Below are 21,712 nucleotides of genomic sequence, written 5' to 3'. Positions count from 1 at the left end.
CATGTCGATGGGATTTATAGTCGGGCCGCTGATTGTCTTTCTGGTATTTGTCGCTCCGTTGTGGCTGATTTTGCATTACCGAAGCAAGCGCCACACCGCACAGGGACTTTCCGGTGATGAAGCGGATAAACTGCAGGCGTTGCTGACCCGCGCAGAACAGATGCAGCAACGTATTGTCACACTGGAAAAGATACTGGATGCTGAAGCGCCGCAATGGAGGCAGAAGTCATGACGAAAACCTTATACCGCGATCCGAAGAACGGGAAACTGGGAGGGGTCTGTGCCGGGATTGCCGAATACTTCGGGGTTGAAACCTGGGTAGTTCGTATCCTGACGGTTTCTGCGTTTTTGCTGGGTATCGGTTTTTTCGTCACGCTGGCTTATATCGCAGCCTGTCTGTTTCTGGATAAGATGCCGGAAGAACGTCAGACACAGCAGCATGCTTATAAAGAGCACACGGTGAAACAGAAACCCTGGCAGTCCGGGCAGTCACCGTCTCAGGTTTTGCATAACCTGGAGAGCGAAATGGATGGCATGGAAACCAAGCTCCAAGAGATGGAAGCTTATGTGACCTCCTCTGCCTACGATGTGGAAAAAGCGTTCAAACAGCTTTAAACGCAACACTGGCCTAAAAAGGAAAGCAGGCAACCGCCTGCTTTTCTGCTGTACGAAGAAAAATGAGAAGGGCAGGATATGATTCATTTAGGGCAAGAGCTGAACAAATTAGTGAACCGGGGGCTGGACAGGCATGTCAGGCTGGCAGTGACCGGTTTATCCCGTGCCGGGAAAACCGCTTTTATCACTTCCTTGGTGAACCAGTTACAGCATGTCAGTACCAATCCACGATTACCGCTGTTTCCGGCGGTCAGTGACGGGCACCTGATGGGCGCCCGGCGGGTTCCTCAGGTTGAAATGCATGTGCCTGCTTTCGGATATGAAGAAGGGATGCAGTCTCTGCTGGCCACACCGCCTCACTGGCCCGAGCCGACCCGTGATGTCAGCCAGATTCGCATGGCCCTGCGTTTTCAGCCGCAGAAAGGCCCGCTGAAACTCTTGCAGGATACGGCCACCCTCTATCTGGATATTATTGATTATCCCGGAGAATGGCTGCTCGATTTACCTTTGCTCGACATGGATTATCTGGCCTGGTCGAAACAGCAGCACCGGCTGATGACGGGGCGTCGTCAGGCCCTGGCGCAAGACTGGCTGGCGGCAGGTGAGGCACTGGATCCATTCGCAGAAGCGGATGAAAACCTGCTGGCCCGGCTGGCAGAACAGTTCACCGCCTATTTACATCAATGTAAGGCTGAGGCGGGATTACATTGGGTGCAACCGGGACGATTCGTATTGCCCGGTGAGTTGTCGGGTGCGCCTGTCCTTCAGTTTTTTCCGTTAGTGTGGCTGGATAAATACAGCGAAAGCCAGTTGAATGAAGCGAAAGAAAATACAAACTTCGGGATGCTGCGTAGCCGTTATAAATATTATCAGCAACATGTGGTGAAAGGCTTTTACCGGGACCATTTCTCGAAATTCGACCGCCAGATTATTCTGGTTGATTGCCTGCAACCGCTGAATGCGGGGCGTGAATCTTTCAATGACATGCGGCATGCCCTGAATCAACTGATGCAGAGCTTTCATTATGGCCGGAGTTCATTACTGCGCCGTTTGTTCTCGCCCAGAATCGATAAAGTGCTGTTTGCGGCCACCAAAGCGGATCATATTACCCCGGAGCAGCATCCGAATCTGGTCAGCCTGCTGCAGCAGATGGTCAATGAAGCCTGGCAGACGGCATCGTTTGAAGGCATCAATATGAGCTGCACCAGTCTGGCTGCTATACAGGCGACGGAGCCCGGATTTGTGGAGCACCAGGGCAAGCAGGTGCCAGCCTTGCGCGGCCATACTTTGTCCGGTCAGGCCCAGACTATCTTTCCGGGAGAAGTCCCGAGACGTCTGCCGGATGATCAATTCTGGGCATCTCAGGGTTTTGATTTTGTCAGTTTCCGGCCCTTGCCGCAGCAAAGTGATGAACCGCTGCCGCATATCCGGATGGATAAAACCCTGTCGTTTTTGCTGGGAGATAAATTGCGATGACCAAATCGTTTCAGAGCAAGATTGTATTCGACGAAACCGAACAGGCGCAGTCTGCGCCAGATCTCAAAACAAGACTGGAATTTGCGCAGGAAGAGAGTTTCTTGCCGTCTGGTCCCGAAGATGCCTCAGAAACACAAGCAGAAGCACAGTTAGCGCAAACGCTGGGAAAGCGGAAGTCCAAAGGTCGCTGGCTGAAAACCCTGTTGTTGGGTGGGGTGGGTCTGACCGTCTGGCAAAGCGTCGATTATGTGTATTCGGCCTATCAGAGCGGGGACTGGCTGTCCCTGGGCTGGAGTGTGCTGGTGGCCTCCGTGGCAGCCACAGGGATTGTCGTCCTCGGCCGTGAATGGCTCCGGCTGCGCCGACTGAAAGACCGGCAGACTGAACGGGAACAGGCTGAAATGCTCCTTGCCGAAGATGGTATCGGGCAAGGGAAAGCTTTCTGTATCCGGCTGGCGAAACAGGGCGGGATCTCCGCTGAACACGCAGGCTACAGCCGCTGGCAGGAATCTTTGGCAGCGACCCATAACGATGCTGAAGTGCTGGCCATGTATGATCAACTCGTGGTGAGCCAGCAGGATAAAGCCGCGAAAAAGCTGGTGGTGAAGTACGCGCGTGAAGCCGCGCTGATGGTTGCCGTCAGCCCGCTGGCGATCGCTGATGTCCTACTGGTCGCCTGGCGAAACTTCCGTCTGATTGATCAGATTGCCGCAGTGTACGGCATTGAACTGGGCTACTGGTCCCGGATTCAGCTGTTCAAACTGGTGCTGAAAAATATGGCTATTGCCGGTGCCAGTGAACTGATCACCGACAGCAGCATGGATTTATTGTCAGTCCACCTGACCGGTCGTTTATCAGCCCGGGCTGCGCAGGGCTTAGGCGTGGGTCTGCTGACCGGCCGGCTCGGCCTGAAAGCAATCAATCTGATGCGACCGCTGCCCTGGCAGCCGGATCAGGCGCCGGCCCTGAGTGATATCCGGCGTGATCTGCTTGGCCGACTGGGGGCGGACAAGTCCGAGACGGCGGGGCAGAGTACCTGATGTTTTTCGACCAGCTTCACCATTGGGGCTGGTCGATTTTTATTCACCTGATGGCATGACTCTGCAAAATGTTGTTTTTGCCACCATTTCATCACGATACAGTTCTCACCTTCTGAATTTCCTGTCTTGACGATCAGGTAACTTCCGCGCACACTGCTCACGTGTCACGAATTGTTGACAGTTTTGTCTGGAGTAAAAAGGCAACCACTATGAGGCTACAAGTCTTTTGTGTCGACCGGCTGGGGATGACCCGGGAACTGCTGGATATTTTAGCCAGTCGTGAGCTGGACCTGCGCGGAATCGAAATCGACCGTAGCGGGATCATCTACCTGAATTGTCCGGAAATCGAATTTGAAGAATTTCGCCAGCTGATGTCGCAAATCCGTCAGTTGGAGGGCGTGACAGACGTCCGGAAAATCCAGTTCATGCCCAGTGAGCGTGAACATAAAGAACTGAAAGCATTACTTGAAGCGCTGCCGGATCCGTTTTTCTCGGTGAACTTGCAGGGAAAAATCGATCTGGCGAATCAGCCAGCCGAGCAAGTGTTGGGTAAATCCCGGGAAGCGGTACTGGGAGAAACCATTCACAGCGTACTGGGATTTAATTTCTATCGCTGGCTTGAAAAGGACGGTGCCAAGCAGTACAGCGAAATGGTGGTGCTGTCCGGGCTGGACTACCTGATGGAAGTGCTGCCTGTTTATGTCACCGATGATGCCAATAACGAAGTACTGGCAAGTGCTGTGATTTTGCTGCGCTCTTTGTCTGAAGCCAAAATGCCACTGGCCATGCGTAAGATTAGTGGGGACAATGGTTTTGAACATCTGGTCGGTCACTCTTCCCGGTTCAGGCACTTGATTGGTCAGGCGAAAAAGCTGTCCCTGCTGGATGCGCCGTTGCTGATTCAGGGAGAAACCGGCACCGGGAAAGAAATGCTGGCGCGAGCCTGTCATCAGCGTTCATTACGCCGGGACCAGCCTTTCCTGCTCGTGAACTGTGTTTCCATGCCGGATAATGCCGCCGAGACTGAATTGTTCGGTGTGGCAGGCGTTGGCGGTGAAGCAGGCAAAAAAGGGATATTCGAACAAGCGAACGGCGGCACTGTGTTTTTGTATGAAATCGGTGAAATGTCGTCTCACTTGCAGGTCAAACTGCTGCGCTTCCTTCAGGACGGCACTTTCCGCCGTGTCGGGGAAGAGAAAGAGGTGAGAGTGGATGTCCGGGTGATTTGCTCGACTCAGAAACGTTTGCCGGATTTAGTTGCAGCGGGTCAGTTCCGCGAAGATCTCTATTACCGCCTGAATGTGTTGTCACTGGTGGTGCCGCCTCTGCGAGAGCGGTCAGCCGATATTGTGCCGCTGGCAGAGCTGTTTGTGTCTCAGTTTGCGCAGGAGCTCCAGCAGCCGAAACCGGCAATGTCGGAGAAACTGGCTCAGACTTTAAGCCAGTATGCCTGGCCGGGGAATATCCGCCAGTTGAGAAATGTCCTGTTCCGGGCCATGACTCAGCTTGAAAAGGCAGAAATGACAGTCGATGACATTCAATTGCCGGAGAATGAATCTGCCAGTGTGATCAGTGAGGAAACGCTGGATGGGTCACTGGACGATATCATGAAGCGCTATGAGTCTGGTATCTTAACGAATCTGTATAAGAGTTATCCGTCGACGCGTAAGCTTGCGAAGCGTCTGGGGGTCTCTCATACCGCTGTGGCAAATAAGCTGCGGGAGTACGGAATCAATAAACCCTGACGGGTATTGCTGCTCTGAGGCTGATTGGCTTCAGAGCGGTAAGAGTTCCGGCTGAATCTGACCTGATTCCAGATGGCGTAATCGGTTGATTAAGTCCAGACCGAAGCGGCAGCTTAATCTGGGGTGATCACAAATCACCCGATGACAGGGAATCACTAAAGGAATCGGATTGACATTTTTTGCCAGCGCAATCGCCTGCTGGGCTTTTTTGTTACCTAACTGAACGGCTAGGCTATGATAAGTGGCTGTTTTACCGTAGGGAATGTGTTGTATCGCTTGCCAGACACTCTGTTGGAAAGGCGTTCCTTCCGGTGCCAGTGACAGGGAGAATTGCTGACGTTGACCGCACAGGTATTCTTTGACCTGAAGGCTATATTCGTGCATTTTCTCAGGATGGTAGTTCCAGCAAGGCGGTGGTTGATAACCATCGCTGGCAAAGGACAGCAGTTTCAGTCCCTGATGATCCGCTTGCAGGTAGATAACACCAAGTTCTGTTTGAATCAGATCGTAATACATAGTTGCCATAACTGGTGAACTGTTGATTATCGCACGCCGAATCAAGTGGCCTGATGGCCAGAAACAGAGAAAGAATTCGGCTGTGTCAATTTGAAAGTATAGATGTACAACGCAGAGGTCAGCTTGTTTCATTCGATCATCCATCGCTCCTCGTCCCTCAAAGTCGATGAGCTGACAATCCGGCTGGTGACTCAAAAGGATGCTTACCAGATCGCGGCTTACTATCAGCGCAACAAGGCCTTTCTTCAACCCTGGGAGCCGCTGCGTGATCCTGCTTTTTTTACCGTGGCTGGCTGGGAACGACGACTTGCGCAGTTAAGTGAATTACACAAACACAATCTGGCTTACTATTTTGTGATTTTTTGTGAAGGGTCGAATGAAATCTGCGGGGTCATCAACTTCAGTAATCTGGTGCGTCATCCTTTCTATGCTTGCCATGTTGGTTATTCGCTGGATGAAAAACAGCAGGGGAAAGGTATGATGCGACGGGCGTTGAATGCAGCGATTCGGTGGTTGTTTGAAGAGCAGCATTTTCATCGGGTGATGGCTGCTTATATTCCCCGGAATCAGCGCAGTGCGGCGGTGTTAAAAGCGGCAGGCTTTGAACAGGAAGGGGTTGCCCGGGAATATCTGCTGATTAATGGCCGATGGGAAGATCATATTCTGACCGCCAGGGTGAACCCAAACTGGATGCAGCCAGACGCCTCTTAACAAGTATATAAAAAAGAAAAGCTTGCGGTGATCGCAAGCTTTTTTGTTTGGAGCGCTAGGCAACCATCTGTGCTGATGGGAGCTTAGCGGCGAATGACTGCGGAGATTAGTCCACGGTCAGGATACGCATGTTGTTGGTACTGCCGACTGTATCCATGATATCGCCTTGGGTGATGATCACCAGATCGCCGGTTTTCAGCAAATTCAGTTCTTTCAGGTCATTGATGGCGTGTTTGGCCACATCCAGACCCGCATCACCTTCACGGTCGAAATACACGGGCGTGACACCACGATACAGCGCTGCACGGTTCAGGGTCTGCTCGTTGCGCGACAGCGCGAAGATAGGCAGTCCGGAAGAAATCCGGGACATCATCAGAGGCGTCCGACCAGACTCCGTCAGCGTGATCATCGCGGTCACACCAATCATGTGGTTTGCGGCATACATGGTCGACATCGCAATGGTTTCTTCCGGAGTTTCAAATGTCCGGTCCATCCGGTGCGAAGACACATTGATGCTGTGCTCTTTTTCAGCACCCAGACATACGCTGGCCATGGCTTTCACGGTCTCAACCGGATAATCACCGGCAGCCGTTTCAGCCGACAGCATGACCGCATCCGTTCCATCCAGAACTGCGTTCGCAACGTCCATCACTTCTGCACGGGTTGGCATCGGGTTGGTGATCATCGATTCCATCATCTGCGTTGCGGTGATCACGGTCCGGTTCAGGCTGCGGGCGCGGCGGATCAGCTTCTTCTGCACACCAATCAGCTCCGGGTCACCGATTTCAACACCCAGATCTCCACGAGCAACCATCACTGCATCTGAAGCCATGATGATGTCATCCATCGCTTCCAGCGTTGCGACGGCTTCAGCACGTTCAACTTTGGCAACAAGGCGGGCATTCAGGCCAGCGTCGGTTGCCAGGCGGCGCGCATAGTGCATGTCTTCGCCATTACGCGGGAAAGAGACCGCCAGGTAGTCTACGTTCATTGCCGCAGCTGTAATGATGTCTGCTTTGTCTTTCTCGGTCAGCGCTTCAGCCGATAGGCCGCCGCCTTTCTTATTGATGCCCTTGTTGTTTGATAACGGACCGCCAACGGTCACTTTGGTATGTACTTTATTGCCTTCTACCTGAGTGACTTCAAGCTGAACCCGGCCATCATCAAGGAGCAGCAGATCGCCAGGGCCGACATCTTTTGGCAGTTCTTTATAGTCCAGACCAACAGCCTGTTGCGTGCCTTCACCTTTGGGTAAGTCGCTGTCGAGCGTGAAGGCATCACCAATCGCCAGACGGATTTTTCCGTCGCGGAAGGTTGAAATTCGGATTTTCGGGCCTTGCAGGTCACCGAGAATTGCAACGTGGCGTCCAAGCTTTGCGGCAATTTCACGTACTTTTTTTGTACGCTGAATATGGTCTTCCGGGCTGCCGTGAGAAAAGTTCATGCGGACCACGTTGGCGCCGGCAGCAATGATAGCTTCGAGGTTATTGTCGCGATCGGTCGCAGGGCCGAGGGTGGTTACAATCTTGGTACGTCTTAGCCTTTGAGACATGAAGCTCTCCATATAGTCGAAAGGGTACGATGTGTTTGCACGTTCCGTAATATTATTACAGATGTATGTGATAAAAAGGCGACATAGGACAATGAATTGATGAATTTCACAATGAATGTCCGACATCTGATCCCTGATGTCACGTCTGTTTATGTCTTTTTTGTTTGAAGCCGTCAGAGTATAAAAAAGAAAAGCATGGCAATAAAGCCATGCTTTTCAGGTTTGTTACCCCACTTGCGTATCTTGAATACGCGAGTCATCGTTTAAAACAGGCCTTCTTTGGCAATCCGGGAATCTTTGATGGTTTCTTTCACCCGTTTCAGATTCTCCCGGAAACCCGGCCCACGGCGCAGTGTAAAACCGGTGGCCAGCACATCAATCACCGTCATCTGAACGACGCGGCTGGCCATGGGCATATAGATGTCTGTGTCTTCCGGTACATCCAGACAAATGGAAAGCGAGCATTCTCGATCCAGCGGGGAATCTTTTGCAGTAATCCCGATTACTGTCGCACCGTTCTCACGAGCCATGGTAGCAATCTCAACCAGGTTTTTGGTTCGGCCGGTATGAGAAATCAGCACCACAACGTCATTGTCTGTACAGTTGATGACGCTCATCCGTTGCATCACGACATCGTCAAAGCAGACAATCGGAATATTAAAACGGAAGAATTTATTCATGGCATCATGCGCCACAGAAGCGGATGCACCCAGACCAAAGAACGAAATTCGCTTGGCTTGCGTCAGCAGATCAACTGCACGATTCACCTGCATCGGATCGAGACTGCTTTTCGCGACATCCAGACAAGCCATGGTTGATTCGAAGATCTTTGCTGTGTAGGCTTCAGCACTGTCGTCTTCTTCAACATTCCGGTTTACGTAAGGCGTGCCGTTCGCCAGACTTTGCGCTAAATGCAGTTTGAAGTCCGGAAAGCCTTTAGTATCCAGACGGCGGCAAAAACGGTTGACCGTTGGTTCACTGACATCTGCCATCTTTGCCAGCGTGGCAATGCTTGAATGAATGGCGGTTTGCGGGGAAGCAATGATCACTTCAGCAACTTTGCGTTCAGATTTACTGAAATTTTCCAGGTTGTTCTGTATTTTTTCTAGGGTATTCATGGCGATAACCGCGATTCGTTACTGAATTTCAAAATGGTCGATATCTGTGTTTCGATATCGAATATGATGAAACTATACTACTTTTCGTTTCATGCCTCCTAGTAAATCTCTGAAAATCAGTTTTCCTTTTTATTATAGTTTGATCATGATCTACTTTCCCTTTCAGTTTTGAAAAGGAATTCGTGTATAAACATCGAAAAATGATCCAAGTTCTCGTGATTTTCTGTTATTTAATTTCATGCTCCGGAATTAATTTACAGATTGAATTAAATGTACAACAAAAATACAGCGCGCCAGAAACAGGGCAGAAATAAAGGGAAAGATGCGATGAAATCTTCAGTGCAAGTCAGTGTTTGCGGGTGTGGCTGGTTGGGATTACCGCTGGCAAAATCGTTGCAACGGGCAGGATTTTCGGTCATGGGATCCAAGCAAAGCCGCGAAGGTGCGGGCCAGCTTAGAGAAATCGGAATTCCGGCCGTGGTTTTGCAGCTGCCTTTGCAAGCCCAGGCAGACGCTGAGCTTTCTTCTTTTCTTGCGGCAGAAGTTTTGCTGATCAATGTGCCACCGGGCCGACGGCAGATGAACGCAGCAGATTTTGTTGAAGCCATCATGAGTTTGTCCCGTGCAGCAAAACGCTCGGGGTGCCAACGTGTGATTTTTATCAGCACAACCTCGGTCTACGGTGAGATCGAAGGTGAAGTGTTAGAAACCACAATACCAGAACCAACCACTGAATCCGGTAAAGCCCATCTGTACATCGAGCAGCAGCTGCGGCAGGTGTGGGGAGACGCTTTAGTCGTGTTGCGGTTAGCTGGGTTGATTGGACCGGGAAGACATCCGGTGAAGTTTCTGGCGGGCCGTGAAGCGATTTCAAACGGTGATGCGCCGGTGAATCTGGTCCATCTGGATGATGTGATCGCGGCTGTGCAGAAAATTCTGGTGAAATGGCCTGCGAAGACCACGTTGCATTTGTCTGCCCCACAACATCCAAGTCGTGCGCAATACTACCGAGAGATGGCAAGGATGGCAGAATTACCTCTGCCCGAATTTCAGGCCGGGGGAGAAACAGGAAAATGGATCAACGCCGAACAGACGGCTCAGGCGCTGGGGTTGCGCTGGTTGCATACAGATTTACTGTCTGAGCCGCCGGAGTGTTAGGGACTGTTTTGCAACAGATAAAAAAATCCCGCTGAGTTGTCAGCGGGAGGAATCAATCCTTAACACAATTAGGAGTTTAGCAGCAGTGGCATTGTCGATTAAAGCTGTTCAGTAAACCATTCATGGGCGGCCGGTTAATCCGTCAGTCCGATAATCTTAATGTCACTAGTTATGACCTGACGGGATAGCCTTAGTTCCATGCGGTCAGATTTTTTTCTGCACTTTTTTCTAAGCATTTGATCTTTGGCGTTTAAAAATCTCATTTTATTTGTGATTCACCTGAACGGTATTCACTACAGGAATTGAAATTGCTGTCATGAGATTCAAACCTCAGACGAAAGAAAACCCGTGACCAAATGGAAACGGGCTTTGAAGAATATCTTCTAAGAAAAAGCAGTGGCACTATTTAAGACTCCGCTCATGAAGCATGGTTCCCAACTCATCTCTCATTTTTTATATTTTTTTCTTCAGACCACAGAACGACTCTGTTCATCGCTTGTTAAATCTGTTAGCAAGGTGTAGAGTTTAAACATACGTTTAATACAGGTGACTAACATGGCAGCCAAAGCTGATACAAAAAACCGGATTCTGGATGCCGCTGAGCTGTTATTTGCTGAGCATGGCTTTAAAGAAACGTCCCTGCGGACCATCACGAGTAAAGCAGGCGTGAACCTGGCTTCGGTCAACTATCACTATGGGGATAAGAAAACACTTATCCGTGCTGTGATTAGCCGCTATCTGGAAGAGTTCATGCCAGCACTGAAACAGGAACTGGAAGTGTTGCTCACCCGCGATGATTTTAGCATGGACGATGTATTCCGTTGTACCAAACAACCTTTGCTGAAACTGAGTGATTATCGTCCGAATGGCGCGACCATCTTTATGTCACTTATCGGGCGAGGCTATACCGATGTTCAGGGCCATTTACGCTGGTTTATTGTGACCCGCTACAGTCAGGTTCTGAATCTGTTCACAAAAGCGGTGTGCCGGGCCAACCCTTCGTTAGATCCGGAAACCCTGTTCTGGCGCCTTCATTTCACACTGGGTGCCTCTGTATTTACGATGGCCTCCAGTACGGCCCTGCGTGAAATTGCAGAGAATGATTTCCAGTGTGTGGTGTCAACGGCTGACTTGATTGATCGCATGGTGCCTTATCTGGCCGCGGGTGTGGCCGCGCCGATTGAAATGGCTTCACCCGAGAATTCAGCCATCGAAAATACTTACTGAACCCTGCAAAAACAAGAATAGTGAATCATCCGCCAACACAAAGGCAGAGACAAAAGGACGTGACCATGAGTAACAAAAGCTTGAGACAACGCTACATCAGTGATCCGGCTTTCAAAGTATTTAAAAAAGTACTTCCGCCGCTGTCAGATACAGAGCGGGAAGCCATGGAAGCCGGTAGTGTTTGGTGGGACGGTCAGCTGTTTGCCGGTAAACCAGACTGGAATACCTTACTCAGTTATCCAACACCAAAGCTGAGTGACGAAGAGCAACACTTTATTGATCATGAATTAAAAACTCTGCTGGCGATGCTGGATGATCACCAAATCGTCCGGGAAGACCGCGATTTACCGCCAGAAGTATGGGATTACCTGCGGAAGGAAAAGTTCTTCTCCCTCATTATCGGGAAAGCATACGGTGGCCGCGAATTTTCTGCACACGCAAACTCCACTATCGTGACCCGAATTGCAACGCGCAGTCAAAGCGCTGCGGTTTCTGTCATGGTCCCGAACTCTCTGGGCCCGGGTGAGTTGCTGACGCATTATGGCACGCAAGCACAGAAAGACTACTGGCTGCCACGGCTGGCGGATGGTACGGATATTCCTTGTTTTGCCCTGACCGGGCCAGAGGCAGGCTCTGATGCCGGTGGCATTCCGGACATGGGCGTTGTTTGCTATGGCGAACATGAAGGCGAAGAAGTGCTGGGCATCCGGGTTAGCTGGAATAAGCGTTATATTACGCTGGCGCCGGTGGCGACGGTCTTGGGTCTGGCGTTCAAGCTGCAAGATCCGGATGGTTTGATTGGTGACAACAAAGATATCGGAATTACCTGTGCGCTGATTCCGGCCAGTCATCCGGGCGTTGAAATCGGTGCGCGTCACGACCCGTTGGGTGGCGCATTCATGAATGGCCCGACTTGGGGTGAGGATGTTTTCATTCCGATGGATTGGGTCATCGGCGGCCAGTCTTATGTCGGTCGTGGCTGGCGGATGCTGGTGGAATGTCTGTCGGCAGGTCGCGGTATCTCTCTGCCTGCACTGGGTACAGCAGTCGGGCATCTGACTTCACGCACCACGGGGGCTTATGCCTATGTGCGGAAGCAGTTCGGAATGTCGATTGGTCATTTTGAAGGCGTGGCCGAAGCGTTGGGTCGCATTGGAGGCATGACCTACATGCTGGAAGCGGCCCGTACCCTGACCACCACTTCTCTGGACATGAAAGAGAAGCCTGGCATTGTCACCGCGATTGCGAAATATCACATGACTGAAATGGCCCGCACCATTTTGAATGATGCGATGGATATACATGCAGGCCGTGGGATTCAGGCTGGTCCAATGAACTATCTGGCGAACCAGTATATCGGGATGCCGGTGGCCATTACGGTTGAGGGCGCGAATATCCTGACCCGAAATCTGATGATCTTTGGTCAGGGGGCCACACGTTGTCATCCATATGTGTTGCAGGAAATGGAAGCGGCGGCGAATCCGGATGCTGATCAGGCTGCGAAAGATTTTGATCGGTTGCTGTTTAAGCATATCGGGTTTGCGGTCGGAAACGTCACCAAATCTCTGGTGAATGCCTTCACCGGCTCGAAGCTGAATCAATCTCCGGTATCGGGTGAAACGGAATATTACTATCGCCACCTGACCCGAATGAGCCGTGCACTGGCAGTCGCTGCTGATTTCTCCATGCTGACCCTGGGCGGTGAACTGAAGCGCCGTGAAATGGTGTCTGCGCGACTGGGGGATGTACTGAGCCATCTGTATCTGGCTTCTGCTGTGCTTAAGCGTTATGAAACCGAAGGGCGCCAGCAGGAAGATTTACCGATGGTGCACTATGCATTGCAGCACTGCCTGAATCGATGCGGTGTGGCATTCGATGAAGTGTTTGATAACTTCCCGCGTAAAGGTGTTGGTCGCCTGTTGCGTACACTGACATTCCCGCTGGGAATTCACTATCAGGCACCAAAAGATGATCTCAAACTGGCGATTTCTAAAGTCCTGATGACACCGGGAGTCGCTCGTGATCGTCTGACGACTAACTGCTACATCGGTGAGAAGGAGAATGATCCGGTTGCTATTATGGAGCGTGCTTTTGCTGCGATGCATGGTGTACGTGATATCGAGCGCAAACTGGCGAAAGCCGTGAAGGCGGGTACCGTACCACGCAAGGCGCCTTTAGCTGAGAAGCTGAAAATTGCCCTTGATGCGGGCGTCATCACAGACGCGGAAGTTGAAAAAGTGCATCATGCTGACCAGTTAAGGTCACAAGCGATTCAAGTGGATCACTTCGCACAAGAAGCATTTAAAAAGGGCGTCTTACAGCCAGGGAAAGCCGCCTGATAAGCAATCTGATTGCTTAACTGAAGAATAAACCTGGTGGTTGAATATACCGCGCATTTGCGCGGTATTTTTTTATCCGAAGATGGCAGTCCGACTTATCATCTCGGCGATCTGATCTGCACATATTCGTCACCGGACCGCAATGCTCACTGGTTTAGTTATACTCGCTCAGGGCGCTGCTTTCTTCGACAACGCATGGCTCAATATCAAAGAATCTGGCTTAACACCTCCAACCACTGAGTATTTTTAGCGATTTCGAACATAAAACTGATGCGAATGAGTGACTAACCTTTTATCCTACGGGCAACAGAACAAAGGAAGAAAACGAAATGATCATCAAACCAAAAATTCGTGGATTCATTTGTACAACAACTCACCCTGTGGGTTGTGAAGCAAACGTCAAAGAGCAAATCGACTACACCAAGGCTCAGCCTAAACTGGAAAACGGTCCTAAGCGTGTTCTGGTGGTCGGCTCTTCCACTGGCTACGGTCTGGCTTCCCGCATCGCTGCTGCTTTCGGCTCCGGCGCTGCAACCGTTGGTGTGTTCCTGGAAAAGCAGGGCACCGAGAAAAAACCTGGCTCTGCGGGCTGGTATAACTCAGCGGCATTCGACAAGTTCGCAAAAGAAGAAGGCCTGTATTCCAAGAGCCTGAATGGTGATGCTTTCTCTCATGAAATGAAGCAGAAAGTGATTGACCTGATCAAAGCGGATCTGGGTCAGATTGACATGGTGGTTTACTCACTGGCGTCTCCAGTGCGTAAAATGCCGGATTCAGGTGAACTGATCCGCTCCAGTCTGAAGCCGATGGGTGAAACCTACACGGCAACCGCAGTTGATACCAACAAAGACGTCCTGATTGAAGCCAGCATTGAACCTGCGACTGAGCAGGAAGTGGAAGATACAGTGAAAGTCATGGGCGGTCAGGACTGGGAGCTGTGGATCAATGCTCTGGCCGATGCTGGTGTTCTGGCTGAAGGCTGCAAAACAGTGGCTTACAGCTACATCGGTACAGAAATCACCTGGCCGATTTACTGGCATGGCGCACTGGGCAAAGCAAAAATGGACCTGGATCGCGCAGCAACCGAACTGAGCAACAAGTTGTCTTCACTCAACGGCTCTGCAAATGTGGCCGTGCTGAAGAGTGTTGTGACTCAGGCGAGTGCTGCGATTCCTGTGATGCCTTTGTACATTGCGATGGTCTTCAAGAAAATGCGTGAAGAAGGTGTCCATGAAGGTTGTATGGAACAAATTTTCCGCATGTTCTCTCAGCGTCTGTACAAGGCGGACGGTTCTGCAACCGAGTTGGACAGCGAAAACCGTCTGCGTCTGGATGACTGGGAACTGCGTGAAGATATTCAGGCTCATTGTACGCAGCTGTGGCCACAGGTAACCAACGACAATCTGTTCGAATTGACAGATTATCAGCTGTACAAAGACGAGTTTATGAAACTGTTCGGCTTTGGCCTGAACGGTGTGGATTACGATGCTGATGTGAACCCGGTTGTCGAGTTCGACGTTCAGGACGTGTAATTCCGAATCTGGCAATAGCGATCATAAACCGCCTGCAAGAGGCGGTTTTTTTATCCCTGAATCGGAGTGACGAAAGCGTTAAAGAGCTAGCTTTGATTGTCTTCCGGCAGTTCAATCACGAAAGCAGCCCCTTCAATACTGGCTTTTTCGACATAAATTCGGCCGCCATAACAAGTCACAATGTCGTGGCAGACAGACAAACCGATGCCTTGCCCGGGATTTCGCTGATCTGCACGAATGCCGCGCTGAAAAATCGCTTCCCGCATATCGTCACTGACGCCAGGGCCATCATCCTCAATCCGGATCATCAGCTTGCCCTGATGATGACTGACGCTGAAGCGAATTTCGCTGATACAAAAACGGAAGGCGTTTTCCAGCAGGTTCCCCAACAGTTCCATCAGGTCAGTTCGGTTCACCGGCAGGCAGAGGGCAGAGCTGAACTGGCGTTTCAGCGTGACCTGCTTGGTGCTGTAGATTTTCTTCAGCATGCCTTCGAAGCTTTCGACGACAGGGTTGAGCAGGGTTTTATCTTTTTGCAGACCTTGCTGGCCCATCAGGGCACGTTTGAGCTGGTATTGCACCAGATCATCCATCTGGCTGATCTGCTCCAGCATGCGATAGTTCAAATCGCAGCGGGGCAGGCTGTGATCGTCCAGCAATGCGTTTGCTGCTGCCAGCCGGGTTTTCAGGCTGTGTGCCAGATCATCCATGGCATGGCGGTAACGGGATGTTTTATCGTTACTGATGCGGATCAGGCGGTTGAGTGACTGTGTCACGTCATGCAGTTCTGTCGGGTAATCATCATCGAGCTGATCCCGTCTGGCATCGGTGACCTGATTCAGCTGTTTTGCCAGCTTCCGGAGCGGCTGGAAGCTCCAGTGGAAAGCTGCAATTAAGAAGGCAATGGCAATCAGGACGAAAAGGCCCAGATAGAGTGCTGTCCGGTTGTGAAGCCGGGTCAGAGATTGTTCATAAGCCGTTCCGGAGCGAAGCACAATGAGCTGATACGCATTGCCGTTTTCGCGATCGCGGCTGATATCATAGGCAATATAACTTTGATTGTTATTGGCTTTGACCAGCGTCGGGGTTTGCATTGCGTCTGGCAGGCTGCTGCAGATTGCATTGAGGCCAGCTAATTTGGCTTCGTCAGACAACCACATGGTGTTGTCGTTGCGGTCGCAAAGGACAGACATGTAGTCTGTTGCAGACGGGTCTAAAGAGTCGATCCATTTATCAACATCTTTAATCAGGCCAGCCCGGTTGAGCTGTGCCACGACCAGCGGCATCTGAGCCACCAGGTCGGTAGAATAGGCCGCCATATAGCTCTGACTGTATAACTCGTTAATCACCCAGGCCAATGCAGAAGTGATCAGGGCGATGATCGCGATGGAGGTGATCATCACCCGGTGGCGCAGACGGGGCAGGATGGCTAGCCTCATTGTGCGGCAAGCTCAAAAATGTATCCCTGACCACGAATGGTCGAAATTGGATTGTCCTGACCGGTCTGGCTGATTTTTTTACGCAGGCGACTAATCATGACTTCAATCGTGTTCGGGTCGCCTTCCTGATCTTCATAAAGCACATCGAGCAGACGTTGTTTGGAAACCACTTGGCGGCTGTGACGCATCAGGTACTCCAGCAGTTCATATTCAAATGCGGTCAGCTCAAGCAGGTTTTCAGACACAAACACTTGTTTTGCCAGTAAATCCACACGGATTTCACCTGCAATCATTTCGGGTTTGATGAATCCTGCGCTTCGGCGAACCAATGCGCTCAGACGCGCCACGAGTTCTTCTTTCTGGAATGGCTTCACCAGATAGTCATCTGCACCAGCTTCCAGACCCGTGACTTTGTCCTGCCAGTTTGAACGGGCCGTTAGAATCAGGATCGGTAAGCGCAGGCCTCGGTCTCTGATTTCACGAATCAGTGAGATGCCATCGCGATCCGGCAGGCCAATATCAACAATAGCAACGTCGTTGGGGTAGTTCTCTGCGAAAAAGAGGCCTTCTTCGGCAGTGTTGGCACATTGCACCTGATTCCCCAGCTCGCTGAGCTGAGTTTTCAGGTGATGACATAAAATCGGATCGTCTTCGACTATCAGGATGCGCATCATAATTCAGTTACCTGAGACAAAATAAAAGTGCAGTTTGTACCGGAAAAGCCCGTTTATAACAAAGGGTGCCGAGGGGTACAAATTGAACGGGTCAGTTATGCGAAATCATATCACTGAACGACTGAATCTTTGCTGACTCTGTCTGCGGACAGAGCCAGCGAAATCAATTGGCTGTCGGGGCTAGCTGAGGATGATGATCAAGGTTCCGGCCACGGTCAGCAGGACGTTGGCAATGGCATAAGTTCCCGCGTAGCCCAATGCCGGAATGGTACTGCGGGCATGTTCGTTGATCATATCCATCGCGGGTGCACAGGTGCGCGCTCCGATAATGGCGCCAAAGAGCAGGGCACGGTTCATATTCAGAACATAAGCACCGAAAGCATAAGCCACCATGACGGGAATGACACTGACCATCATACTGACCAGAAAGACACTCGGGCCAATCTGTGTTATGGATTCAAAGAGGTTCCCACCGGCACTCAGACCAATGCCGACCATAAAGACCATTAAGCCCAGATCTTTCGCCATATTCAGGGCGCCTTGCGGCACATAGCCGAAGGTCGGGTGGTTGGCCCGGAGAAAGCCAAGGGAAATACCGGCCAGCAACAGGCCTGCGGCATTACCCAGGCCAAAAGTGATCTGACCGAAGGTCATGGTAATCGAACCAAATAGCAGCCCCATAATAAAGAAGCAGCAAAAGGCCAGCAGGTCGGCAATCTGGCTGTGAATGGAGATAAAACCGATGCGCTCAGCAAGTCCGAGGACCCGGCTTTTTTCACCGCTGACTTGCAGAATGTCACCCTTGCTCAGCAGGGTACTGTGATCCATTGGCATTTCGATCTGGGCACGGACGACCCGGTTCAGAAAACAACCGTACTCAGCCAGATTCAGTTCAGACAGGCGTTTACCTGCAATGTTATCGTTTTTGACCACGATTTCTTCTTCCGCAATCCGTAAGTCAAGCAGGTCGCGGTCAAACACTTCTTTGCCATTTCGGAAGCTGGGATCGAGCCGGGCATGGCTGTCCGGATAACCCACCAGCGCGATTTCATCCCCTTCCTGCAAAATGGCATCACCATCCGGATTAGCCAGAATGCCGTGGCGACGGACTCTTTCGATATAGCAGCCTGTCTGGCGGTAAATGCCCAGTTCACGCAGATTACGGCCATCAATCCAGTCGATCAGTTCGGGTCCCACACGATAGGCACGGATGATGGGCAAGTACACTTTGCGTTGTGCGACCTCGCCAATCCCACGTTCTTTGGCAATTTGCTGAGAGGATTCCGCAAGGTCGTGCTTTTGCAGTTTTGGCATCAGCTTGGCCAGTAAAATCAGGCTGATCAAACCAATCAGATAGGACATCGCGTAGCCAACGCTCAGGCTGTCAATCATTTCCTGCACAACCAGCGGATCAGACAGGCTGGATAATCCGCCGCTCAGGGCATCCTTAGCACCGACTAACACCGGGGTTGCCGTCAGCGAACCGGCCATCAGCCCGGTGGCCAGGCCTAAATCCAGATTCAGGTAATGTGACATCGTCAAGGTGATCGTGATTGCAGACAGCAAGACGATCAAAGCCAGCAGCAGATAGTGCTTGCCATCGCGGAAGAATATGCCGAAAAAGTTCGGACCCGCCTGAATACCGACACAAAAGATAAAGAGCATAAAGCCAATATTTAAGGCTTCTGCATCAAAAATGAAGCCAGCATTTCCAAAAATGAGCGCGGTAATGAGCACGCCAATGGAATTACCGATTTGTAACTGAGCAATGCGGAGTTTGCCAACCGTGAGGCCAACAGCAAGTACAACGAAGAGAAGCAGAATATCATTCTGGCGAAGCAGGTCAGCGACGTCGATGTTCACAACAATTTATTTCCGGAGTCAGCGCTTTCGACTAGAGGTATGCGAAAATTTTAACGCAAAGAACTGCCCTGCGATACAGATTTATGGGAGAGCGGACACAAAAAAAGGCTGATTAAACAGCCTTTTTGTCTGGACTTCACAAATTGTCATCAAACCTGGGGGTCAGGGCTTGATATTTGACTGAGTGTCCAAAATTACTGGAACAGGCCCAGATTTTCTTTTGCGTAAGCTTCGAAATCGGTGCAGCCACCAATATGCTCTTGATCGATAAAGATTTGTGGCACAGTCTCAACTGGCTTGCCAACGGTCTTTTCCAGATCTGCTTTAGAAATGCCTTCTGCGTGAATATCCACATAACGATAGTTGAAGTCGTCACGTTCTTCTTTCAGTTTGTCGGCCAGATCTTTTGCACGAACACAGAATGGGCAGCCTGGACGACCAAAAATAACTACGAACATAGTGTCTCTCCTTTGTCTTGTGAAGCTACTATAACGTGACTACGTCGAGGGTGAAAGTCGGAATTATCTGTTGCATCAATAGAAAAATTCGATGATTCAGGCGCGTAGCGGAGTGTGGTTGAATCCTGGGAAATTGAGACAGAGGAAAAAAGCCAGGCTGGACGGCCTGGCTTGTGTTGGCAGTGGTAGAGCAATGAAATCAGAAATCGTAGCGGATAGCCATCGCCAGAATGTCTTCATTCCCGTCGATTTGATCCGCTTTGTACTCTGCATAGGTGCGCAGATTTTTGTTGAACTTGTAGTAAGCAGCAGCAACAAAATAGTCTTCCGCGTCTGCAGTCGTACCGGACATATCTGCTTCCAGATAGTTATAGACGGCCTGTGCGGAGAAGCCATTGCCGAAGTCGTATCCCAGAACCACTTCGTAACCGTCGTAGTCTGTGCCAGTTTCTGCACCGGATTTGTCTTGCCAGTTTTCACCCATGCTGTACAGCAGGGCTGCGTAAATGTTGTTGGCGTCGTAAGCAACAGACAGAGCAGTAACTTCTGCATCATCGGTACCGTCAACACCATCACCTGAGTTGTAACCTGCACCGAATTTTACGCCAACCGGCAGTGCGTAAGAGGCAGCCACACCAAAGGAAGAAGAGGTGTCACCATCAACCTGAGACACTGCGTTGTTGTCCAGCTGGTAGCTTGCTTCAACGGTCAGACCACTGAATTCACCTGCATATTTCAGCACGGAGCTTGATTTACCTGTACCGAAACGGTCTGTCCCGGTACCACTTGCATCGGCACCAAACTCTTCCAGGGTATCGGTGTAATCCGAAATCAGGGTGTAAGCGCCATACTGACGGCCATAAGTTGCTTCACCGAAATTACCGCCCAGACCTGCATAAGCTTTACGGGTTTCCAGACCTTCATCTTTAGAAGATGCATTGACTTCAGTTTCATAAACGCCAACGCCATAGAGGTCGTTGTTGATTTCAGATTTTGCTTTGGCCCCAAAACGGAAGTAGCTCTGGTCGCCTTTCTCACTGTTGTCATCAGAGCTGTAGTACATACCTACCGCACGACCGTACAGATCAACCTTTGCGCCATCCTGATCATAGACATTTGCGGCAGCGGCAGAGCCTGAAACGAAGGCTGTGATGAGTGCCGATGCTAAAACTGTTTTTTTCATTGTGATTCCCCTAGTCGGTAAAAAGTGCATCATTGCTGTTTTGATGGGGGGCAGGATAGAAGGGGAATATGACAAAAAAATGTTTTTCAAAAGTCACTTTGATGACAGTGTCTTCTTGCAAATCAAGAGGATAGATGGCTTGATAGGAAAGGTTTATTGTTTGATTCAGGCTGAATGGGTATTTGTCCTATCGTCACGTAGAATGTATGACCTATTTGAACGTTCTGTGAATACTTCATGAACAAAAGAATCATTAGAAATGGGGATCTTATGAACCAAACCATTGAAACTCTGTTATCACACCGTTCGATTCGTCGATTTTCGGCAACGCCGATCCCGGCTGAAATGCTATCGACCATTCTGGATTGTGGCATCGCTGCTTCTTCATCGAGTTTTATTCAGTGTGTCAGCGTGATTCGGGTTGCCGACACGGAGAAGCGGGCGCAGCTCGCGCATCTGGCCGGCGATCAGCCTTACGTGGCATCGGCTGCTGAATTTCTGGTCTTTTGTGCAGATTTTCACCGCCACCAACAGATTCATCCGGAAGCACAACTGGGCTTTACTGAGCAAACGCTCATTGGTGCGATTGATGCCGCGTTGATGGCGCAAAATTGCCTGACCGCAGCGGAGTCGCTTGGGCTCGGTGGTGTGTACATTGGCGGGATTCGCAATCACCCTGCGGATGTTTCTACGGTTCTGGCACTGCCAAATTATGTGATTCCGCTGTTTGGTTTATGTCTGGGTTACCCGGATCAAAACCCGGAACAAAAGCCGCGCCTGCCGCAGTCTCTGATTGTACATCAGGATGTTTACCAGCATGATCTGGACCGAGACACACTGCAAAATTATGACGAAGCCGTTCGCCATTATTATCAGACCCGGACTGGTGGAACAAAAGAAATGAGCTGGTCTGAGCAAATTTCAGCAACCTTATCGAAGGAAGCCAGACCTTTCATGAAGGAATTCCTTGCAAGTAAAGGCTTTAGTACGAAGTAAGCATCAGTTAAACTATTTGAGCATTCGCTCATTTTTTGGCTTCAAATTGGATGAGTGACGTCTTTCTGCT

The 21,712-nt window shown here is 50.6% G+C and carries 20 protein-coding genes; 12 read left to right on the top strand and 8 right to left on the bottom strand.

Features of this window, described 5'->3' with window-relative positions; translation table 11 throughout:
* The first annotated feature begins 1 nt into the window (after position 1).
* The 5 genes from pspB (at position 2) to tyrR (ending at position 4,876) form a co-directional block, all read left to right on the top strand.
* The gene (gene pspB, locus KDD30_RS09060) at positions 2 to 232 is read left to right on the top strand and encodes an envelope stress response membrane protein PspB (RefSeq protein ID WP_211645567.1); all 231 of its coding nucleotides are present in this window, start codon (positions 2 to 4) and stop codon (positions 230 to 232) included.
* Complete coding sequence (gene pspC / locus KDD30_RS09055) at positions 229 to 615, top strand: envelope stress response membrane protein PspC (RefSeq protein ID WP_211645566.1); 387 nt, start codon at positions 229 to 231, stop codon at positions 613 to 615. The genes pspB and pspC overlap by 4 nt, the downstream gene beginning before the upstream one ends.
* A 78-nt stretch (positions 616 to 693) precedes the next feature.
* A complete protein-coding gene (locus KDD30_RS09050) occupies positions 694 to 2,091 on the top strand; it encodes a YcjX family protein (RefSeq protein ID WP_211645565.1) in 1,398 nt (465 codons plus the stop codon).
* On the top strand, positions 2,088 to 3,131 hold the full coding sequence (locus tag KDD30_RS09045; RefSeq protein WP_211645564.1) for a YcjF family protein: 1,044 nt from the start codon (positions 2,088 to 2,090) through the stop codon (positions 3,129 to 3,131). Before KDD30_RS09050 ends, KDD30_RS09045 begins: the two co-directional genes overlap by 4 nt.
* A 209-nt stretch (positions 3,132 to 3,340) precedes the next feature.
* Entirely contained in the window at positions 3,341 to 4,876 is a 1,536-nt protein-coding gene (gene tyrR, locus KDD30_RS09040) for a transcriptional regulator TyrR (protein ID WP_211645563.1), read from the top strand.
* 30 nt (positions 4,877 to 4,906) lie between these two features.
* On the opposite strand, the gene KDD30_RS09035 is transcribed toward tyrR, so the two are convergent.
* Entirely contained in the window at positions 4,907 to 5,401 is a 495-nt protein-coding gene (locus tag KDD30_RS09035) for a methylated-DNA--[protein]-cysteine S-methyltransferase (protein ID WP_211645562.1), read from the bottom strand.
* 93 nt (positions 5,402 to 5,494) lie between these two features.
* Between KDD30_RS09035 and rimJ the strand changes: the two genes are divergently transcribed.
* A complete protein-coding gene (rimJ, locus tag KDD30_RS09030; RefSeq protein ID WP_371826036.1) occupies positions 5,495 to 6,103 on the top strand; it encodes a ribosomal protein S5-alanine N-acetyltransferase in 609 nt (202 codons plus the stop codon).
* A gap of 106 nt (positions 6,104 to 6,209) precedes the next feature.
* Here the strand turns inward: rimJ and pyk are convergent, their stop codons facing one another.
* Both pyk and KDD30_RS09020 read right to left on the bottom strand, forming a co-directional pair.
* Positions 6,210 to 7,655, bottom strand: coding sequence for a pyruvate kinase (gene pyk, locus KDD30_RS09025; protein ID WP_211645561.1), 1,446 nt, complete (start codon positions 7,653 to 7,655; stop codon positions 6,210 to 6,212).
* Positions 7,656 to 7,918: 263 nt separating this feature from the next.
* A complete protein-coding gene (locus tag KDD30_RS09020) occupies positions 7,919 to 8,773 on the bottom strand; it encodes a MurR/RpiR family transcriptional regulator (RefSeq protein WP_211645560.1) in 855 nt (284 codons plus the stop codon).
* A 327-nt stretch (positions 8,774 to 9,100) separates the two neighbouring features.
* Here KDD30_RS09020 and KDD30_RS09015 point away from each other — a divergent pair, with 327 nt between their 5' ends.
* The 4 genes from KDD30_RS09015 (at position 9,101) to fabV (ending at position 15,029) form a co-directional block, all read left to right on the top strand.
* On the top strand, positions 9,101 to 9,931 hold the full coding sequence (locus tag KDD30_RS09015; protein ID WP_249199058.1) for an NAD-dependent epimerase/dehydratase family protein: 831 nt from the start codon (positions 9,101 to 9,103) through the stop codon (positions 9,929 to 9,931).
* A gap of 555 nt (positions 9,932 to 10,486) precedes the next feature.
* A complete protein-coding gene (locus KDD30_RS09010) occupies positions 10,487 to 11,158 on the top strand; it encodes a TetR/AcrR family transcriptional regulator (protein ID WP_211645559.1) in 672 nt (223 codons plus the stop codon).
* 65 nt (positions 11,159 to 11,223) lie between these two features.
* Positions 11,224 to 13,497, top strand: coding sequence for an acyl-CoA dehydrogenase (locus KDD30_RS09005; protein WP_211645558.1), 2,274 nt, complete (start codon positions 11,224 to 11,226; stop codon positions 13,495 to 13,497).
* 329 nt (positions 13,498 to 13,826) lie between these two features.
* A complete protein-coding gene (gene fabV / locus KDD30_RS09000; protein ID WP_211645557.1) occupies positions 13,827 to 15,029 on the top strand; it encodes an enoyl-ACP reductase FabV in 1,203 nt (400 codons plus the stop codon).
* A gap of 86 nt (positions 15,030 to 15,115) precedes the next feature.
* Here the strand turns inward: fabV and KDD30_RS08995 are convergent, their stop codons facing one another.
* The 5 genes from KDD30_RS08995 to KDD30_RS08975 all read right to left on the bottom strand — a co-directional run bounded on the left by KDD30_RS08995 (position 15,116) and on the right by KDD30_RS08975 (position 20,646).
* Positions 15,116 to 16,468: an ATP-binding protein gene (locus KDD30_RS08995; protein WP_211645556.1), complete on the bottom strand. Its 1,353-nt coding sequence runs from the start codon at positions 16,466 to 16,468 to the stop codon at positions 15,116 to 15,118.
* Positions 16,465 to 17,139, bottom strand: coding sequence for a response regulator (locus KDD30_RS08990; protein WP_211649769.1), 675 nt, complete (start codon positions 17,137 to 17,139; stop codon positions 16,465 to 16,467). The genes KDD30_RS08995 and KDD30_RS08990 overlap by 4 nt, the downstream gene beginning before the upstream one ends.
* Before the next feature lie 183 nt (positions 17,140 to 17,322).
* The gene (locus tag KDD30_RS08985) at positions 17,323 to 19,005 is read right to left on the bottom strand and encodes an aspartate:alanine antiporter (RefSeq protein WP_211645555.1); all 1,683 of its coding nucleotides are present in this window, start codon (positions 19,003 to 19,005) and stop codon (positions 17,323 to 17,325) included.
* A gap of 194 nt (positions 19,006 to 19,199) precedes the next feature.
* A complete protein-coding gene (locus tag KDD30_RS08980) occupies positions 19,200 to 19,463 on the bottom strand; it encodes a GrxA family glutaredoxin (RefSeq protein WP_211645554.1) in 264 nt (87 codons plus the stop codon).
* 199 nt (positions 19,464 to 19,662) lie between these two features.
* The gene (locus tag KDD30_RS08975) at positions 19,663 to 20,646 is read right to left on the bottom strand and encodes a porin (RefSeq protein ID WP_211645553.1); all 984 of its coding nucleotides are present in this window, start codon (positions 20,644 to 20,646) and stop codon (positions 19,663 to 19,665) included.
* On the opposite strand from KDD30_RS08975, the gene KDD30_RS08970 reads away from it, so the two are divergent.
* Together KDD30_RS08970 and nfsA are read left to right on the top strand one after the other, a co-directional pair.
* Positions 20,615 to 20,887, top strand: a complete 273-nt coding sequence (locus KDD30_RS08970; RefSeq protein WP_211645552.1) for a hypothetical protein — start codon at positions 20,615 to 20,617, stop codon at positions 20,885 to 20,887. The two genes, KDD30_RS08975 and KDD30_RS08970, sit on opposite strands and share 32 nt — an antisense overlap.
* Before the next feature lie 29 nt (positions 20,888 to 20,916).
* Positions 20,917 to 21,642 (top strand): oxygen-insensitive NADPH nitroreductase, encoded by a 726-nt coding sequence (gene nfsA, locus KDD30_RS08965; RefSeq protein WP_211645551.1) that lies wholly within the window; start codon positions 20,917 to 20,919, stop codon positions 21,640 to 21,642.
* Positions 21,643 to 21,712: the final 70 nt, after the last annotated feature.

Origin of the sequence: Photobacterium sp. GJ3, from assembly GCF_018199995.1 — a bacterium.
Taxonomy (GTDB): domain Bacteria; phylum Pseudomonadota; class Gammaproteobacteria; order Enterobacterales; family Vibrionaceae; genus Photobacterium.
This window is presented reverse-complemented; position numbering and strand designations above follow the sequence as displayed.

What these genes read in the sequence shown, in the direction of transcription:
- pspB (WP_211645567.1), top strand. Translation starts at nt 2, where the DNA reads ATGTCGATGGGATTTATAGTCGGGCCGCTGATTGTCTTTCTGGTATTT.
- pspC (WP_211645566.1), top strand. Translation starts at nt 229, where the DNA reads ATGACGAAAACCTTATACCGCGATCCGAAGAACGGGAAACTGGGAGGG.
- KDD30_RS09050 (WP_211645565.1), top strand. Translation starts at nt 694, where the DNA reads ATGATTCATTTAGGGCAAGAGCTGAACAAATTAGTGAACCGGGGGCTG.
- KDD30_RS09045 (WP_211645564.1), top strand. Translation starts at nt 2,088, where the DNA reads ATGACCAAATCGTTTCAGAGCAAGATTGTATTCGACGAAACCGAACAG.
- tyrR (WP_211645563.1), top strand. Translation starts at nt 3,341, where the DNA reads ATGAGGCTACAAGTCTTTTGTGTCGACCGGCTGGGGATGACCCGGGAA.
- KDD30_RS09035 (WP_211645562.1), bottom strand. Translation starts at nt 5,401, where the DNA reads ATGGCAACTATGTATTACGATCTGATTCAAACAGAACTTGGTGTTATC.
- rimJ (WP_371826036.1), top strand. Translation starts at nt 5,495, where the DNA reads ATGTACAACGCAGAGGTCAGCTTGTTTCATTCGATCATCCATCGCTCC.
- pyk (WP_211645561.1), bottom strand. Translation starts at nt 7,655, where the DNA reads ATGTCTCAAAGGCTAAGACGTACCAAGATTGTAACCACCCTCGGCCCT.
- KDD30_RS09020 (WP_211645560.1), bottom strand. Translation starts at nt 8,773, where the DNA reads ATGAATACCCTAGAAAAAATACAGAACAACCTGGAAAATTTCAGTAAA.
- KDD30_RS09015 (WP_249199058.1), top strand. Translation starts at nt 9,101, where the DNA reads ATGAAATCTTCAGTGCAAGTCAGTGTTTGCGGGTGTGGCTGGTTGGGA.
- KDD30_RS09010 (WP_211645559.1), top strand. Translation starts at nt 10,487, where the DNA reads ATGGCAGCCAAAGCTGATACAAAAAACCGGATTCTGGATGCCGCTGAG.
- KDD30_RS09005 (WP_211645558.1), top strand. Translation starts at nt 11,224, where the DNA reads ATGAGTAACAAAAGCTTGAGACAACGCTACATCAGTGATCCGGCTTTC.
- fabV (WP_211645557.1), top strand. Translation starts at nt 13,827, where the DNA reads ATGATCATCAAACCAAAAATTCGTGGATTCATTTGTACAACAACTCAC.
- KDD30_RS08995 (WP_211645556.1), bottom strand. Translation starts at nt 16,468, where the DNA reads ATGAGGCTAGCCATCCTGCCCCGTCTGCGCCACCGGGTGATGATCACC.
- KDD30_RS08990 (WP_211649769.1), bottom strand. Translation starts at nt 17,139, where the DNA reads ATGCGCATCCTGATAGTCGAAGACGATCCGATTTTATGTCATCACCTG.
- KDD30_RS08980 (WP_211645554.1), bottom strand. Translation starts at nt 19,463, where the DNA reads ATGTTCGTAGTTATTTTTGGTCGTCCAGGCTGCCCATTCTGTGTTCGT.
- KDD30_RS08970 (WP_211645552.1), top strand. Translation starts at nt 20,615, where the DNA reads ATGAGTGCCGATGCTAAAACTGTTTTTTTCATTGTGATTCCCCTAGTC.
- KDD30_RS08975 (WP_211645553.1), bottom strand. Translation starts at nt 20,646, where the DNA reads ATGAAAAAAACAGTTTTAGCATCGGCACTCATCACAGCCTTCGTTTCA.
- nfsA (WP_211645551.1), top strand. Translation starts at nt 20,917, where the DNA reads ATGAACCAAACCATTGAAACTCTGTTATCACACCGTTCGATTCGTCGA.